The sequence below is a fragment of the Mycobacterium sp. genome (assembly GCF_052143115.1).
Classification (GTDB): Bacteria; Actinomycetota; Actinomycetes; order Mycobacteriales; family Mycobacteriaceae; genus Mycobacterium.
Window position 1 is genome coordinate 1 of record NZ_JBKQTQ010000331.1, and the last position, 13857, is coordinate 13857.

Annotated in this window: 15 protein-coding genes; 9 read left to right on the forward strand and 6 right to left on the reverse strand. The window is 63.9% G+C overall.

Annotated elements, in window-relative coordinates:
• From ACLQI9_RS32145 to ACLQI9_RS32155, 3 genes are all read right to left on the reverse strand, one after another.
• Window positions 1–728: hydrogenase expression protein HypE (locus tag ACLQI9_RS32145; RefSeq protein WP_442392820.1), on the reverse strand; the 728-nt coding region annotated here is incomplete at its 3' end.
• A gap of 336 nt (window positions 729–1064) precedes the next feature.
• Window positions 1065–1844 (reverse strand): hydrogenase nickel incorporation protein HypB, encoded by a 780-nt coding sequence (gene hypB, locus ACLQI9_RS32150; RefSeq protein ID WP_442382272.1) that lies wholly within the window; start codon window positions 1842–1844, stop codon window positions 1065–1067.
• A gap of 23 nt (window positions 1845–1867) precedes the next feature.
• Window positions 1868–2203 carry a hydrogenase maturation nickel metallochaperone HypA gene (locus ACLQI9_RS32155; protein WP_442382273.1) on the reverse strand — a complete coding sequence of 112 codons (336 nt, stop codon included), beginning with the start codon at window positions 2201–2203 and terminating at the stop codon, window positions 1868–1870.
• A 313-nt stretch (window positions 2204–2516) separates the two neighbouring features.
• Between ACLQI9_RS32155 and ACLQI9_RS32160 the strand changes: the two genes are divergently transcribed.
• Window positions 2517–3029, forward strand: coding sequence for a homocitrate synthase (locus ACLQI9_RS32160; protein ID WP_442382274.1), 513 nt, complete (start codon window positions 2517–2519; stop codon window positions 3027–3029).
• Window positions 3030–3038: 9 nt separating this feature from the next.
• On the opposite strand, the gene ACLQI9_RS32165 is transcribed toward ACLQI9_RS32160, so the two are convergent.
• The gene (locus ACLQI9_RS32165; protein WP_442392822.1) at window positions 3039–4517 is read right to left on the reverse strand and encodes a cytochrome P450; all 1479 of its coding nucleotides are present in this window, start codon (window positions 4515–4517) and stop codon (window positions 3039–3041) included.
• A 137-nt stretch (window positions 4518–4654) separates the two neighbouring features.
• On the opposite strand from ACLQI9_RS32165, the gene ACLQI9_RS32170 reads away from it, so the two are divergent.
• Together ACLQI9_RS32170 and ACLQI9_RS32175 are read left to right on the forward strand one after the other, a co-directional pair.
• Entirely contained in the window at window positions 4655–5314 is a 660-nt protein-coding gene (locus ACLQI9_RS32170; protein ID WP_442379014.1) for a TetR/AcrR family transcriptional regulator, read from the forward strand.
• A gap of 28 nt (window positions 5315–5342) precedes the next feature.
• Window positions 5343–6203, forward strand: a complete 861-nt coding sequence (locus ACLQI9_RS32175) for an SDR family oxidoreductase (protein WP_442392824.1) — start codon at window positions 5343–5345, stop codon at window positions 6201–6203.
• A 1-nt stretch (window position 6204) separates the two neighbouring features.
• Here the strand turns inward: ACLQI9_RS32175 and ACLQI9_RS32180 are convergent, their stop codons facing one another.
• A complete protein-coding gene (locus tag ACLQI9_RS32180) occupies window positions 6205–7239 on the reverse strand; it encodes a DNA polymerase IV (RefSeq protein WP_442392830.1) in 1035 nt (344 codons plus the stop codon).
• Between the two features lie 14 nt (window positions 7240–7253).
• Window positions 7254–7868 carry a TetR/AcrR family transcriptional regulator gene (locus ACLQI9_RS32185; RefSeq protein ID WP_442379003.1) on the reverse strand — a complete coding sequence of 205 codons (615 nt, stop codon included), beginning with the start codon at window positions 7866–7868 and terminating at the stop codon, window positions 7254–7256.
• Window positions 7869–7919: 51 nt separating this feature from the next.
• On the opposite strand from ACLQI9_RS32185, the gene ACLQI9_RS32190 reads away from it, so the two are divergent.
• The 6 genes from ACLQI9_RS32190 to ACLQI9_RS32215 form a co-directional block, all read left to right on the forward strand.
• Window positions 7920–8504 carry an NAD(P)H-dependent oxidoreductase gene (locus ACLQI9_RS32190; protein WP_442379005.1) on the forward strand — a complete coding sequence of 195 codons (585 nt, stop codon included), beginning with the start codon at window positions 7920–7922 and terminating at the stop codon, window positions 8502–8504.
• Between the two features lie 441 nt (window positions 8505–8945).
• Window positions 8946–9185 (forward strand): redoxin NrdH, encoded by a 240-nt coding sequence (locus tag ACLQI9_RS32195; RefSeq protein WP_442379006.1) that lies wholly within the window; start codon window positions 8946–8948, stop codon window positions 9183–9185.
• 35 nt (window positions 9186–9220) lie between these two features.
• Window positions 9221–9670 carry a class Ib ribonucleoside-diphosphate reductase assembly flavoprotein NrdI gene (nrdI, locus tag ACLQI9_RS32200; protein WP_442379008.1) on the forward strand — a complete coding sequence of 150 codons (450 nt, stop codon included), beginning with the start codon at window positions 9221–9223 and terminating at the stop codon, window positions 9668–9670.
• A 56-nt stretch (window positions 9671–9726) separates the two neighbouring features.
• The gene (gene nrdE, locus ACLQI9_RS32205; RefSeq protein ID WP_442392832.1) at window positions 9727–11808 is read left to right on the forward strand and encodes a class 1b ribonucleoside-diphosphate reductase subunit alpha; all 2082 of its coding nucleotides are present in this window, start codon (window positions 9727–9729) and stop codon (window positions 11806–11808) included.
• Window positions 11809–11857: 49 nt separating this feature from the next.
• Complete coding sequence (locus tag ACLQI9_RS32210; RefSeq protein ID WP_442392826.1) at window positions 11858–12595, forward strand: TetR/AcrR family transcriptional regulator; 738 nt, start codon at window positions 11858–11860, stop codon at window positions 12593–12595.
• 141 nt (window positions 12596–12736) lie between these two features.
• A partial coding sequence (locus tag ACLQI9_RS32215; protein ID WP_442392828.1) for a flavin-containing monooxygenase occupies window positions 12737–13857 on the forward strand: 1121 nt, incomplete at its 3' end.

The window sequence follows — 13857 nt, forward strand, 5'->3', positions numbered from 1 at the left end:
TCGGTGGCGAAGTCGCCCTGCTCGTAGTAGCCGGCCCGGTCACAGCCCTCGTGCACGGTATTGCCGAACAACCACTGTGGCCGCAGCGCGTCGTCGAGCGGGATCATCGGTGCCTGCCCGGTGGCCATGTAGAGCAGGTAGGTCAGTGTCTCCGACAGGTTGTCCGGATGGATCGGGCAGCCCGGGACGCAGACGATCGGGATTCCGGCCTTGCTCTTCCATTCCCAGCCCAGGTAGTCGGGCACGCCCATTGCGCCGGTCGGATTGCCGGCCATCGCGTGGATGCCGCCGTAGGTGGCGCAGGTGCCCACCGCGACCACCGCGGTCGCCTTGGGGGTGAGCCGATCGAGCCACTCACTGGTGGTCATCGGCTGCCCGGTGGCCGGGTTGTTGCCGAACCCGCACCAATAGCCCTCGCTCTTGAGCGCCTCGTTGGGAATCGAACCTTCCACGACGAGTACGAACGGTTCGAGCTCACCGCGATCGGCCTTGAAGAACCACTCGAGGAAATCGTCGGCCCCGCCGGTGGGGCCGCATTCGAAGTCGATCAGAGGCCAGTGCACGGCGATCTTAGGCAGTCCGGGGAGTGCGCCCAGCGCAATCTCCTCGATGCTCGGTTGGGTGGCGGCAGTCAGCGCCACCGAATCGCCATCACAACTGAGACCCGCGTTGATCCATAGAACGTGGATCAATGTTTCTTCCGCTTTGACTGCTGCTTCTGTTGGCATACGGCAGCTTTCCGGGGCCCGGGCTAAGGCCCCTCGCACCGCGGGAGTCGACGGTCGGCCCGCTTACGCGGCGCTATTTCCTGGGTCTACTCTCGCCGAACTGCCTTGTCAACGATGTCCTGGCAAATTCGGAGGCCTCGTACGGGTTTCCGGATTTTCGCCTTGATCTCGCCTGCCGCGGCGTATTGTGAGCTCTCGTTCGCCGTCTTGGGCCATCAGTGATGCGTGCCGATCAGCAACACATTTGCCTTCTTGCGAATTAGTCGCATGTGTTGCCAGTCAAGCGATTTCCATTCGCCCGTTTCGCCACCCGCCGCCGGGGGCGCCACCGTGCACTCAGGTCGCTGCGGCTGCCATGAACCGTCGCAGCCAACCGAACCAGGCGGACATTCCGGCGCCGGTGCGGGCGCTGATCGGCAAAATCGTCGCGGTTGGATTGACCTCGCGGACGCGGGCCGTGTAGCAGTCGACGTCGACGTCCAAATACGGAACCAGATCGATCTTGTTGAGCAGCACCACGTCCACAGCGCGAAACATGACCGGGTACTTCAGTGGTTTGTCATCGCCCTCGGTAACCGAATAGACCATCGCCTTGGCGTGCTCGCCGACGTCGAACTCGGCCGGGCACACCAGATTTCCGACGTTTTCGATGATCACCAGGTCTAGGTCGGGGAGGTCCAGTCCCTGCAGCGCGCGGTTGACCATCGGCGCGTCGAGATGACATTCGCCGCCGAACCCGTTGCCGGTGTTGAGCAGGGATATCTGAGCGCCCCGGCCACCGAGCTTGGCCGCGTCGAGGTCGGTGGCGATATCGCCTTCGATCACCCCGACGGCGAACTCGCCGGCGAGTTCGTCCAACGTCGCCCCCAGCACCGTCGTCTTGCCCGAGCCGGGTGAGCTCATCAGGTTCAGCGCGCGAACGCCGTTGCTTTCAAACGCTTTTCGGTTGTAGTCGGCGCGGACGTCATTTTCCGCGAAGATCGACTCCAGCACGTCGATGCGCTGCGAGCCGGTCTCGTAGCCGCTGTGGTCTCCCTGGTCGTGATGCTCGTGCGGGTGTTCGGCGTGGTCGTGGGTGTGCACCGTGCCGTCGTCGTGTCGATGAAACCTGCCCATGTGCTCTACCTTTCACCGGCTCTTCACGAAACGTCCAGCGAAGTCACCAAGAACTCGTTACCGCGCAGCACCTCGACATCGGCGCTCTCGCACCCCGGGCACAGCAGCGACCACTGCGAGGTGATCGTCGAACGTTGCCCACACGACCGGCACTGCACCTCGGCGGTGACGAGCTCGAGCTCCAGCTCGGCGTCGGGCATGTCCTCATAGTCGCGGACCAGCGTCCAGCAGAACGTCAGCGAGTCGGGCACCACCTGGCGCAGCGCACCGATCTTGACGCGGACGATATCGACGTGGCGACCGTCGGCGTACGGTTTGACCACCCCGGCGATCGCTTGGCACAGCGACAGCTCATGCATGGCGGCTCACCAACGCGGCGCATCGAGGGCAGGGCAGGCCCATGAGCACCGTTCTACACCTACGACGCGGCGTTCCTTCGCCAGATTGCACTGAGGGCTGCGATTCGGCGCCGACGACGACCCTGGCGGCAATCTCGACGCAGAAAATAATGAAGTTGCATCGGGTGCCGATGAGCGTCTAACCTCGGCGATCGTGCAACATCTTCTCGTAGTAGCCAGCACCCGCAGCGGGTTCTGATCCAGACCGACCCCCCGCTGTGGGTCGGAAGCTACTACTCGTCGGTCGCCACTGCAGACCAGAGAAGACCGGCACATGACAATCACCGACTTGCCCGACGCGGACATCGCGTTCGCTGCATTCGAATCGCCCACCTTCCGTTTCGACGGCATCCCGCTACCGCGCGGACTTCGGGAGGACGCCCGCACCATGTCGTGGAGCACATTCACCGAGACTTACGCTCCCAGCGCCGGGCCACTGCGCCTGGGTCACTGGGAATGCACTGACACCGAGCGTCCCGCCACCCGGTTGGGTCCGCAGGCCCGAACATTCCGGGCCACGTTGGGGTTCGGCGATTGCATCGAGACTGCGACCGCGACCGCGACAGGCCCGGTTGCCGCGCTGACTGCGATGCTCTACGACCATGGCATCGCCGTGGAGATGCTGCGCTTTCATCAGCTGCGGTCAGAGGACACGACCGCGACCTTCATCCAGGGCAGCGACGGCTGCCGGGCCGAGTGGGCGATGGGCTGGTCGGAGGACCCGACGCAGTCGGCGCTGTATGCGGTCATTGCCTGCGCGAACCGGCTGTACGGGGACAGCGCCTAGCGGAGCCTGTTACAGCGGGCGCAACACGATCGGCATGCCGTCCATCGGGATGGGCATGCCACCGTAGTCCCATTTCGCCTGGTACCCGGCGCGGGGCAACTCAAGCCGGTAGCGGCGCAGCAGCCGGTGCAGGATCGTCTTGATCTCCAGCTGGCCGAACGTCATCCCGATGCACTTGTGCGGGCCGCCGCCGAACGGCGTGAACGCGTAACGGTGCCGTTTGTGCTCGCTGCGCGGCTCGGTGAACCGGTCGGGGTCGAATTTCAGCGGATCCGTCCAGATCTCCGGCAGGCGATGGTTCATCCCTGGATACGCGATGACGTTCGTGCCCGCAGGCAGGTAGTAGCCCAGCAACTCGGTGTCGCGCACAGTCCGGCGCATCGCCCACTGCACCGGTGTCACCAGCCGGATCGACTCGTTCATCACCAAATCAAGCGACTCCAGCTTCTCCAGTGACTCGATGTCCAGCGGACCGTCGCCGAGCCGATCCGATTCGTCGCGGCAGCGTTCCTGCCACTCGGGGTTGGCGGCCAGGTTGTAGGCCATCGTCGTCGTGGTCGATGTCGAGGTGTCATGCGCGGCCATCATGAGGAAGATCATGTGGCTGACGATGTCCTCGTCGGAGAAACTGTTGCCGTCCTCGTCCTCGGTGTGGCACAGGACAGTTAGTAGGTCGCTGCCTTCCTTGCCGCGGCGCTCCTTGACGCGCTCACGGAAGTAGTTCTCGAGTAGCTCACGCGCCTGGAGACCGCGCCACCAGGTAAAGGGCGGCACGCTGGTGCGGATGATCGCGTTTCCGGCGCGGGTGGTGATTGTGAAGGCCTTGTTCACCTTGGTCACCAGCTCATGGTCGGTGCCGGGTTCGTGACCCATGAACACCATCGACGCGATGTCGAGGGTGAGCTCCTTCATTGCCGGGTAGAGCAGAAAACGTGAGTCGTTGACCACCCAGTCGTTAGCCACTACCTGCGAGACGACCTTGTCCATCTGCTCGACATAGCCGACCAGTCGGGAGCGGATGAACGCTTCCTGCATGATCCGCCGATGGAACATGTGCTCCTCGAAATCGAGCAACATCAGGCCGCGGTGGAAGAACGGCCCGATCACCGGCACCCAGCCCTGCTGGGAGTAGTCCTTGTTGCGGTTGGAGTAGATGATCTGGGCTGCGTCGGGACCCAGCGCCGCGACGCCCGGCACGACCGGTGAGTCACCGAATATGACCGGACCTTTGGTTTGGTACAGGAATAGCAGGTAGTCCGGTCCGCCCCGCAGCATCTCGATGAGGTGGCCGAGGATCGGCAGGCCACGATCGCCCATGACCGGCTTGAGCCCGCTGCCCGGCGGCGGATCCGCAAGCTTCCTCGGCGACCAGTCGGCGTTCAGCAGCCTCTGTTCGACGGCAGCCATGCCGGGAAAGTTGTTGAATGACGGCGTCAGCCGGCGCTTCGCCTGATCGAGCAGGTAATTCGGGGTGCTGATGGTCGGCATTGACACTCCTCCTCGACGCCTGCGGTGAAGGTTGACCGGCGTTGTGGCAGGCATCACCAACCGCTATCCTTCGATGAAACTTGACGGCTGTCAAGTTTCCTTTTGTACGTGGTGTGGTGCAAGGTCAAAGGGTGCGCATCGAGCAGGAGGCCGGCAGGGCGGCTGATCATGGCGCGGTGGTGCCGGTTCCGCGACGACGGGGTGATCGGCAGCGGCAGGCCATTGTGCAGGCGGTGCGTGAACTGCTCGAGGAAAGGCCGTTCGCGCAGCTCTCGGTGAGCACTATCAGCGATCGCGCGGGCGTGGCCCGTTCTGGCTTCTACTTCTACTTCGACTCGAAATACGCGGTGCTGGCCCAGATCCTTGCGGACGCGACACACGAACTCGAAGAAATGACGGAGTACTTTGCGCCCCGCGGCCCAGACGAATCACCGGCGGCGTTCGCCAAGCGGATGGTCGGAAGTGCCGCCGCGGTCTATGCGCACAACGATCCGGTGATGTCGGCATGCAACGCCGCCCGCAACACCGACGCAGAGATCCGCGACCTTCTCGACCAACAGGTCGAAGGCGTGATCCAGCAGATCATCGGCATCGTGAAAGACGAGTTGCGGGCCGGCACCGCCCACCCCATCAGCGACGACATCCCGGCGTTGGTGCGGACGCTGGCCGTCACCACCGCGCAGACACTCTCCGGCGACACCGCTTTCCTGGGCCCCGACGGCGACGTGCAGCGTGGTGTGCGGGTGCTGGAGGCGTTGTGGCTCAACGCGCTGTGGGGCGGCTCGCTCACGACCTAGTCCGTTACCGTCGGTATCGTCATTGCCCATGGCCAAGACGACGTTCGCGGGTAAGCGGTGTTTCATCACCGGTGCGGCCAGCGGCATCGGCCGGGCGACCGCTTTGCGGCTCGCTAACCAAGGTGCCGAGCTGTACTTGACGGACCGCAATGCCGACGGTCTGGCGCAGACAGTGGCCGATGCTCGCGCGCTAGGTGCACACGTCCCCGAGCATCGGGCGTTGGATGTCGCCAACTACGACGACGTCGCCGCGTTCGCCGACGAGATTCATGCCAAGCACCCGAGCATGGACATCGTGATGAACATCGCCGGGATATCGGCGTGGGGGACGGTCGACCGGTTGACCCACGAGCAGTGGGACAAGGTGGTCGCGGTTAACCTGATGGGCCCGATCCACGTCATCGAGAACTTCGTACCACCGATGGTGGCGGCGCGCCGGGGCGGTCATCTGGTCAACGTGTCCTCGGCGGCCGGGCTGATCGGGTTGCCCTGGCATGCCGCATACAGCGCCAGCAAGTTCGGGTTGTGCGGCCTCTCCGAAGTGCTGCGCTTCGACCTGGCCCGAAACCGCATCGGGGTGTCGGTGGTCGTACCGGGCGCCGTCAAGACCCCGCTGGTGAACACTGTCGAGATCGCCGGCGTGGACCGCGACGATCCTGCAGTAATTCGCTGGGTGGATCGCTTCGCCGGCCACGCGGTGTCGCCGGAAAAAGCCGCGGAGAAGATCCTGACCGGGGTCGCCAAAAATCGGTTCCTGATCTACACCTCGGTGGACATCCGCGCGCTGTATGCGTTCAAACGAGTCGCGTGGTGGCCCTACAGCGTGGCGATGCGCCACGTCAACGTGGTGTTCTCCCGGGCGCTCCGGCCGGCACCCCTACCGCGCTGATTTACTGCGGCATCTGCAGTTCCAGCCGCACCCCGAGCAGCCGGACCGGACGGTCCAACTCGAACAGGTCCAGCACCCGCAGCGCGGCCGCGACGATCACGTCAGCATCGGTCGTGGGCTTGTCGAGCTTGCGGATCTTGGTGCGGGTGTAGAACGTGGCGGTGCGGACGGTCACCGCGACACGGGTGACGATCCGCGACGCAGCTACCACCTCACTCAGCGCCTGTTGCGCCAATTCGGTTATCGCTGAATTCATTTCGCCTCGATCGGTGAGGTCTTGCGGGAAGGTCACGACGTGACTGCGGGAGCGGGGCACCCATGGCTCGGCGCTGACCGTGTCGTCGCCGCCGCCATTGGCCAGCAGCAACAGCCACAGCCCGGTCCGCGGGCCGAACGTCGACGTCAGCAGCTCGGCATCGGTGTGGGCCAATTGCCAGACTGTTGTGATGCCAAGGCCGACAAGTTTTTTCGCGGTCTTCGGGCCGACGCCCCAGAGCGCGTCGACTGGCCGGTCGCCCATCACCGTCATCCAGTTCGCGTCGCTGAGGGTGGACACGCCGGCCGGTTTCGCAAATCCGGTGGCGACCTTGGCGCGCTGTTTGTTGTCGCTGATGCCCACCGAGCAGGACAGCCCGGTGGCCGAAGAGATGACGCTGCGGATCTGCTCGGCGAGTTCGCTGACGTCCCCGGCGTCGGCCGCCAAGTACGCCTCGTCCCAGCCCCACACCTCGACCGGGTGCCCTAAGTCGCGCAGCAATCCCATCACCTGGTCAGAGGCCGCGTCATAGGCCGCGGGATCCGACGGCAAGAAGGTGGCGTCGGGACAGCGCCGGGCCGCGGTGCGCAGCGGCATACCCGCGTGCACGCCGAATTCGCGGGCTTCGTATGACGCACATGTGACCACCTTGCGCGCTTCAGTCGGATCGCCGTTGCCCCCGACGATGACCGGCAGGCCGGCCAACTCGGGGTGGCGACGTAGTTCGACCGAGGCCAGGAATTGGTCGAGGTCGACGTGCAGGATCCACCTTTTCGGCACCGGACTCGGGTCGCTCACCGTCCACACAGCTTGCGCGCCAGGCTTTCCCACGCGTCGCTTAACGTCTGCAGGGTCTGGCCGGCATAGTTCAGCTGATGCTCGACGTAGTCGGCGTCGAGCAGCGCCAGCAGGGCATCGGTTTGGGCGTCGAGGTTGCCGGTCGTCCCGGCCGAGGCCAGCAGCATCCGAACATGCATGCGTAGCACCATGTAGGGGGCGTTGACCGGCGAACCGTAACGGGTCTGGGGGTCGCGGTTGGCGGCGGAGAGCAGCCCATGGTGGGCATGGGTAAAACGCAACCGGTCGCGCCCAAACGCCACCAGGCGTTCCATCGGCGGCGCATCCGGACCCAGCGGCGGCGGACCGAAGAGGAACGCCTGCTGGCTGGCCCGCTCGTCCTCGTCGAGCAACACCATCATCAAGCCGGCCCGGCTGCCGAACCGACGAAAAACCGTGCCTTTGCCGACGCCGGCGGCGGCGGCGATGTCGTCCATGCTGACCGCATCGGCGCCGCGCTCGGCGATGAGCCGGCGCGCGGCGTCCAGCAGCAGCGCACGGTTGCGGGCCGCGTCGCCGCGCTCCAGCGGCGGGGAGGGGGGCAGCTCGCCCAGCCAGTCGACAGCGCTCACACCTGCACTTTAACCCGGATGGAATAATCCGGACCACGGTCCGCTTAAGTCATGCAAGGATGTAGATCAACTACCGAAGGGAAGCAGACAATGCCGGACATCAAGGTGTTGACGTTGGTGGGAAGCTTGCGTGCCGCGTCGCTCAACCGTCAGATCGCTGAGCTGGCTGCCGACGTCGCTCCGGACGGCGTCGCCGTGACCATCTTCGATCAGCTCGGTGAGCTGCCGTTCTACAACGAGGACATCGACAACGAGGCCGACGTGCCCGCCTCGGTCACCGCGCTACGGGCCGTCGCGGCCGAGGCCGATGCCACCCTGGTGGTGACCCCGGAATACAACGGCAGCATCCCGGCGGTCATCAAGAACGCGATCGACTGGCTGTCCCGGCCGTTTGGCGACGGGGCGCTGAAGGACAAGCCGCTGGCCGTCATCGGCGGGTCGTTCGGCCGCTACGGCGGCGTCTGGGCGCATGACGAGACTCGCAAGTCCTTTGGAGTTGCCGGTCCGCGCGTCGTCGAGTCGATCAAGCTGTCGGTGCCGTTCGGATCGCTTAACGGCCAAGCGCCGCGGGACCACGCCGAGCTGGTAGCCAATGTGCGCGATGCGGTGGGCAAGCTGGTCGCCGAGGTCAGCTGACCAGTGTGCGGCCACCGAGCTTTGCCCGGGGCCGCACACCCGTCGGGCGCTTTGCTGGACGGATGCGGCCGGGCGTGTTTTGTCGGTGCCGGGTGGTAAATGTAGGTGTATACCGCCGCGAGACCATTTTGTGATCTACGACACGCCGAAGCCGCGCCGACGGTAGGGCTTACGACCAGGGAATTTCATGAATGTCTTTCAGAACATCTTGTATACCTTCTCATCGTCACCCACTAGGTGTAGTGTTTCGGGCACCGACAGACCCAGGTTCGTCAGGTCGGCCGGGCCGCTTCAACCGGCATCGCACGCAGGCTGAACGCGGATCGGCAAGATGGGAATTCTGTGGCGCGGCGGTCTGCTGAACATCAGTACAGATGCAATACCTGAGTAGTTGCCAGTCCGTGTCTCGTTCCCACCTTCGACAGAGGAGTCGTACGGCCGATGAGCATCACCGTTTACACCAAACCGGCATGTGTGCAGTGCAACGCCACGTACAAGGCACTGGACAAGCAAGGCATCGCCTACGACAAGGTCGACATCAGCCTGGATTCCGAGGCCCGCGACTACGTGATGGCGCTGGGATATCTACAGGCTCCCGTCGTGGTGGCCGGAAACGAGCACTGGTCGGGCTTCCGGCCCGACAGGATCAAGGCGCTCGCCGGTGCGGTGCTGAGCGCGTAGCCGGCAGCGCCGCAGTAGGACAGGAGGAGATCGCCGTGCCGTCCTGCAGCCTGGTGTATTTCTCCAGCGTGTCGGAGAACACCCACCGCTTCGTGCAGAAGCTGGGTATTCCGGCGACGCGGATACCGCTGCACGGCCGCATCGAGGTGGACCGGCCGTATGTGCTGGTGCTGCCGACCTACGGGGGCGGCCGCGCGACTCCGAACATCAATGACGGCGGCTATGTCCCCAAGCAGGTCATCGCCTTTTTGAACAACGAGCACAACCGGTTGCTGATCCGCGGCGTCATCGCCGCGGGCAACAACAACTTCGGTGCCGAATTCGCCTATGCGGGCAACGTGGTCTCCGGCAAGTGCGGCGTTCCCTACCTCTACCGCTTCGAACTGATGGGAACCGAGGACGACGTGGAAGCCGTCCGCGCGGGCCTAGCTGACTTTTGGAAGGACGACACGTGTCACCAACCGCCGCAACTGCAGAGCGTGTAACGCCCGCCGGGCACGGCGCATTGCCGGGCGAGACGGATTACCACGCCCTGAATGCGATGCTGAATCTGTACGACGCCGACGGCAAGATTCAGTTCGACAAGGACCGGGAAGCCGCACATCAGTACTTCCTGCAGCACGTCAACCAGAACACCGTCTTCTTCCATAACCAGGACGAGAAGCTCGACTACCTGATCCGCGAAAACTATTACGAGCGTGAGGTTCTCGACCAGTACTCGCGCAACTTCGTCAAGACCCTGCTGGATCGCGCGTATGCCAAGAAGTTCCGGTTCCCGACGTTCCTGGGCGCGTTCAAGTACTACACCTCCTACACGTTGAAGACTTTCGACGGCAAGCGGTATCTGGAGCGCTTCGAAGACCGGGTCGTCATGGTCGCGCTTACCCTGGCCGCCGGTGACACGGCATTGGCCGAGAAGCTCGTCGACGAGATCATCGACGGCCGGTTCCAGCCGGCCACCCCGACGTTCCTCAACTCGGGCAAGAAGCAGCGCGGCGAACCGGTGAGCTGCTTTTTGCTGCGCATCGAAGACAACATGGAATCGATCGGGCGCTCGATCAACTCCGCACTACAGTTGTCCAAGCGCGGCGGGGGAGTCGCGTTGCTGCTGAGCAATATTCGCGAGCACGGCGCGCCGATCAAGAACATCGAGAACCAGTCTTCGGGGGTCATCCCCATCATGAAGCTGCTCGAGGATTCCTTCTCCTACGCCAACCAGCTCGGTGCGCGTCAGGGCGCCGGCGCCGTGTACCTCAACGCGCATCACCCCGACATCTACCGCTTCCTGGACACCAAGCGTGAGAATGCCGACGAGAAGATCCGCATCAAGACGCTGAGCCTGGGTGTGGTGATCCCCGACATCACCTTCGAGCTGGCCAAGCGCAACGACGACATGTACCTGTTCTCGCCCTACGACGTGGAGCGGGTGTATGGCGTTGCCTTTGCCGACATCTCGGTGACCGAGAAGTACTACGAGATGGTCGACGACGCGCGCATCCGCAAGACCAAGATCAAGGCCCGGGAGTTCTTCCAGACGCTGGCCGAGCTGCAGTTCGAGTCGGGCTACCCGTACATCATGTACGAGGACACCGTGAACCGGGCCAATCCGATCGAAGGCAAGATCACGCACTCCAACCTGTGCTCGGAGATCCTGCAGGTGTCGACGCCGTCGTTGTTCAACGAGGATCTGACGTATGCCAAAGTGGGCAAAGACATTTCGTGCAACCTGGGCTCGCTGAACATCGCCAAGACGATGGACTCGCCGGACTTCGCGCAGACGATCGAGGTGTCGATCCGCGCGCTGACCGCCGTCAGCGACCAGACCCACATCTGGTCGGTGCCCTCAATCGAGCAGGGCAACAACGACTCCCACGCGATCGGGCTCGGGCAGATGAACCTGCACGGTTACCTGGCCCGCGAGGGCATCTTCTACGGTTCCGAAGAGGGCGTCGACTTCACCAACATCTACTTCTATGCGGTGCTCTACCACGCGCTGCGCGCGTCGAACCGCATCGCGATCGAGCGCGGCTCGCACTTCAAGGGTTTCGAGCGATCCAAGTACGCGTCGGGGGAGTTCTTCGACAAGTACACCGAGCAGGCCTGGGAGCCGAAAACGGAAGCTGTTCGGCAGTTGTTTTCCAAAGCGGACATCCGCATCCCGAACCAGGACGATTGGCGGCGGCTGAAGGAATCCGTGCAGGCGCACGGCATCTACAACCAGAACCTGCAGGCGGTGCCGCCGACCGGGTCGATCTCCTACATCAACCATTCGACGTCGTCGATCCACCCGATCGTGTCGAAGGTCGAGATCCGCAAGGAAGGCAAGATCGGCCGGGTCTACTACCCGGCGCCCTACATGACCAACGAGAACCTGGAGTACTACCAGGACGCCTACGAGATCGGCTACGAGAAGATCATCGACACCTACGCGGCGGCCACTCAGCATGTGGATCAAGGGCTTTCGCTGACGCTGTTCTTTAAGGACACCGCCACCACCCGTGACGTGAACAAAGCGCAGATCTACGCGTGGCGCAAGGGAATCAAGACGCTGTACTACATCCGACTGCGGCAGATGGCGCTCGAAGGCACCGAGGTCGAAGGCTGCGTGTCCTGCATGCTGTAAATGCGCCGTCTGACCAGGTCAGCAGTGCCAACGGGGTAAGGTGCTTGTTGTGGTGAGAATACCCGGACCACCGCACCCGAGCGTGAAGCCCGGACGGAAGGTCGACGCGCGCAGCGAACGCTGGCGTGAACACCGCAAGAAGGTGCGCAGCGAAATCGTCGATGCGGCGTTCCGCGCCATCGACCGGCTGGGGCCCGAGCTGAGTGTGCGGGAAATCGCCGAGGAGGCGGGCACCGCCAAACCGAAGATCTACCGGCATTTCCACGACAAGTCCGACTTGTTCCAGGCGATCGGGGAGCGTCTGCGTGACATGTTGTGGGCGGCGATCTTCCCGTCGCTCAACCTGAAAACGGACTCCGCCCGGGAGGTGATCCGGCGCAGCGTCGAGGAGTACGTCACCCTCGTCGACATGCACCCCAACGTCCTGCGGGTCTTTATTCAAGGCGGGTCCGCGGCCACCCCGCAGTCGACGGTGCAGATTCTCAACGAAGGCCGCGAGATCACGTTGGCCATGGCCGACATGTTCGACAACGAGCTGCGGGAGATGGAGCTGGACCCCGCGGCGGTCCAACTGGCCGCGCACGCGGCCTTCGGGTCGGCCGCCTCAGCCACCGAGTGGTGGCTGGGTCCCGATTCGGATAGTCCCCGCCGCATGCCGCGTGAGCGGTTCGAGGCCCATTTGACGACCATCATGATCGGCGTCATCGTCGGCACGGCCGAGGCGCTGGGCATCGCGATGGACCCTGACCAGCCGATTCACCATGTTGTGCCGCGCAACTCTGCGTGAGTTGAGCCTTGGCGCGTTGACGGCGTTGACACGGCCGCAGCGATCGATGACACTCGTTGTAACCGATACCCCGGGTACTGGGTATTTTCCGGGTATACCACCGCAGCAGGTGCAGGCCCTCAATAGGAAGATCAATTCACCATGACCGACGTCGTGACAGAAGCCGATACTCGGCCGCAAGCCGACAAGCCACCGGTGCACACCCGCACCGTCATCATCGGGACCGGATTCTCTGGTCTGGGTATGGCCATCGCGTTGCAGAAGCAGGGTGTGGACTTCGTCATCCTGGAGAAGGCAGAAGACGTCGGCGGCACCTGGCGCGACAACACCTACCCGGGCTGCGCGTGCGATATCCCGTCGCACCTGTACTCGTACTCCTTCGAGCCCAAGCCGGATTGGAAGAACCCGTTCTCCTACCAGCCCGAGATCTGGGATTACCTCAAGGCAATCACCGAGAAGTACGGGCTGCGCCGCTACATCGAGTTCAACTCCCTGGTAGACCGCGGCTATTGGGACGACGACGAGTACCGCTGGCACGTGTTCACCACCGACGGGCGCGAATACGTCGCCCAGTTCCTGGTCTCCGGCGCCGGCGCGCTGCACGTCCCGTCTTTCCCCGACATTGACGGTCGCGACGAATTCGCCGGTCCCGCTTTCCATTCCGCGGAATGGGACCATGGCGTCGATCTGACCGGAAAGCGGGTGGCGATCATCGGAACGGGTGCGAGCGCGATCCAGATCGTGCCCGAGATCGTCGGGCAGGTCGCCGAGTTGCAGCTCTACCAGCGCACCCCGCCGTGGGTGGTGCCGCGGTCCAACCCGGACCTCCCGCTGGCGCTGCGGCGGGCCATGGGGAACGTCCCCGGGCTACGCGCGCTGACGCGTCTGGGGATCTACTGGGCACAGGAGGCGCTGGCCTTCGGCATGACCAAGCGGCCGAACGCGCTGAAGTTCATCGAGGCCTACTGCAAATACAACATCCGCCGGTCGGTGAAGGACCGCGAGCTGCGCCGCAAACTGACCCCGCACTATCGCATCGGGTGCAAGCGAATCCTGAACTCCTCAACCTATTACGGCGCCGTCGCGGACCCCAAGACCCAACTGATCACCGACGGCATCAGCCGAATCACGCGCGACGGCATCGTCACCGCCGACGGCCGCGAACACCAGGTGGATGTGATCGTGTACGCCACCGGCTTCCACGTCACCGACTCCTACACCTACGTCCAGATCAAGGGGCAGCACGGCGAGGATCTGGTCGA

Excerpts from the sequence above, each read along its gene's own strand:
- ACLQI9_RS32160 (WP_442382274.1), top strand. The coding sequence starts at position 2,517 with ATGACAATCACCGACTTGCCCGACGCGGACATCGCGTTCGCTGCATTC.
- hypB (WP_442382272.1), bottom strand. The coding sequence starts at position 1,844 with ATGGGCAGGTTTCATCGACACGACGACGGCACGGTGCACACCCACGAC.
- ACLQI9_RS32195 (WP_442379006.1), top strand. The coding sequence starts at position 8,946 with ATGAGCATCACCGTTTACACCAAACCGGCATGTGTGCAGTGCAACGCC.
- ACLQI9_RS32165 (WP_442392822.1), bottom strand. The coding sequence starts at position 4,517 with ATGCCGACCATCAGCACCCCGAATTACCTGCTCGATCAGGCGAAGCGC.
- ACLQI9_RS32175 (WP_442392824.1), top strand. The coding sequence starts at position 5,343 with ATGGCCAAGACGACGTTCGCGGGTAAGCGGTGTTTCATCACCGGTGCG.
- ACLQI9_RS32155 (WP_442382273.1), bottom strand. The coding sequence starts at position 2,203 with ATGCATGAGCTGTCGCTGTGCCAAGCGATCGCCGGGGTGGTCAAACCG.
- nrdE (WP_442392832.1), top strand. The coding sequence starts at position 9,727 with ATGCTGAATCTGTACGACGCCGACGGCAAGATTCAGTTCGACAAGGAC.
- ACLQI9_RS32190 (WP_442379005.1), top strand. The coding sequence starts at position 7,920 with ATGCAAGGATGTAGATCAACTACCGAAGGGAAGCAGACAATGCCGGAC.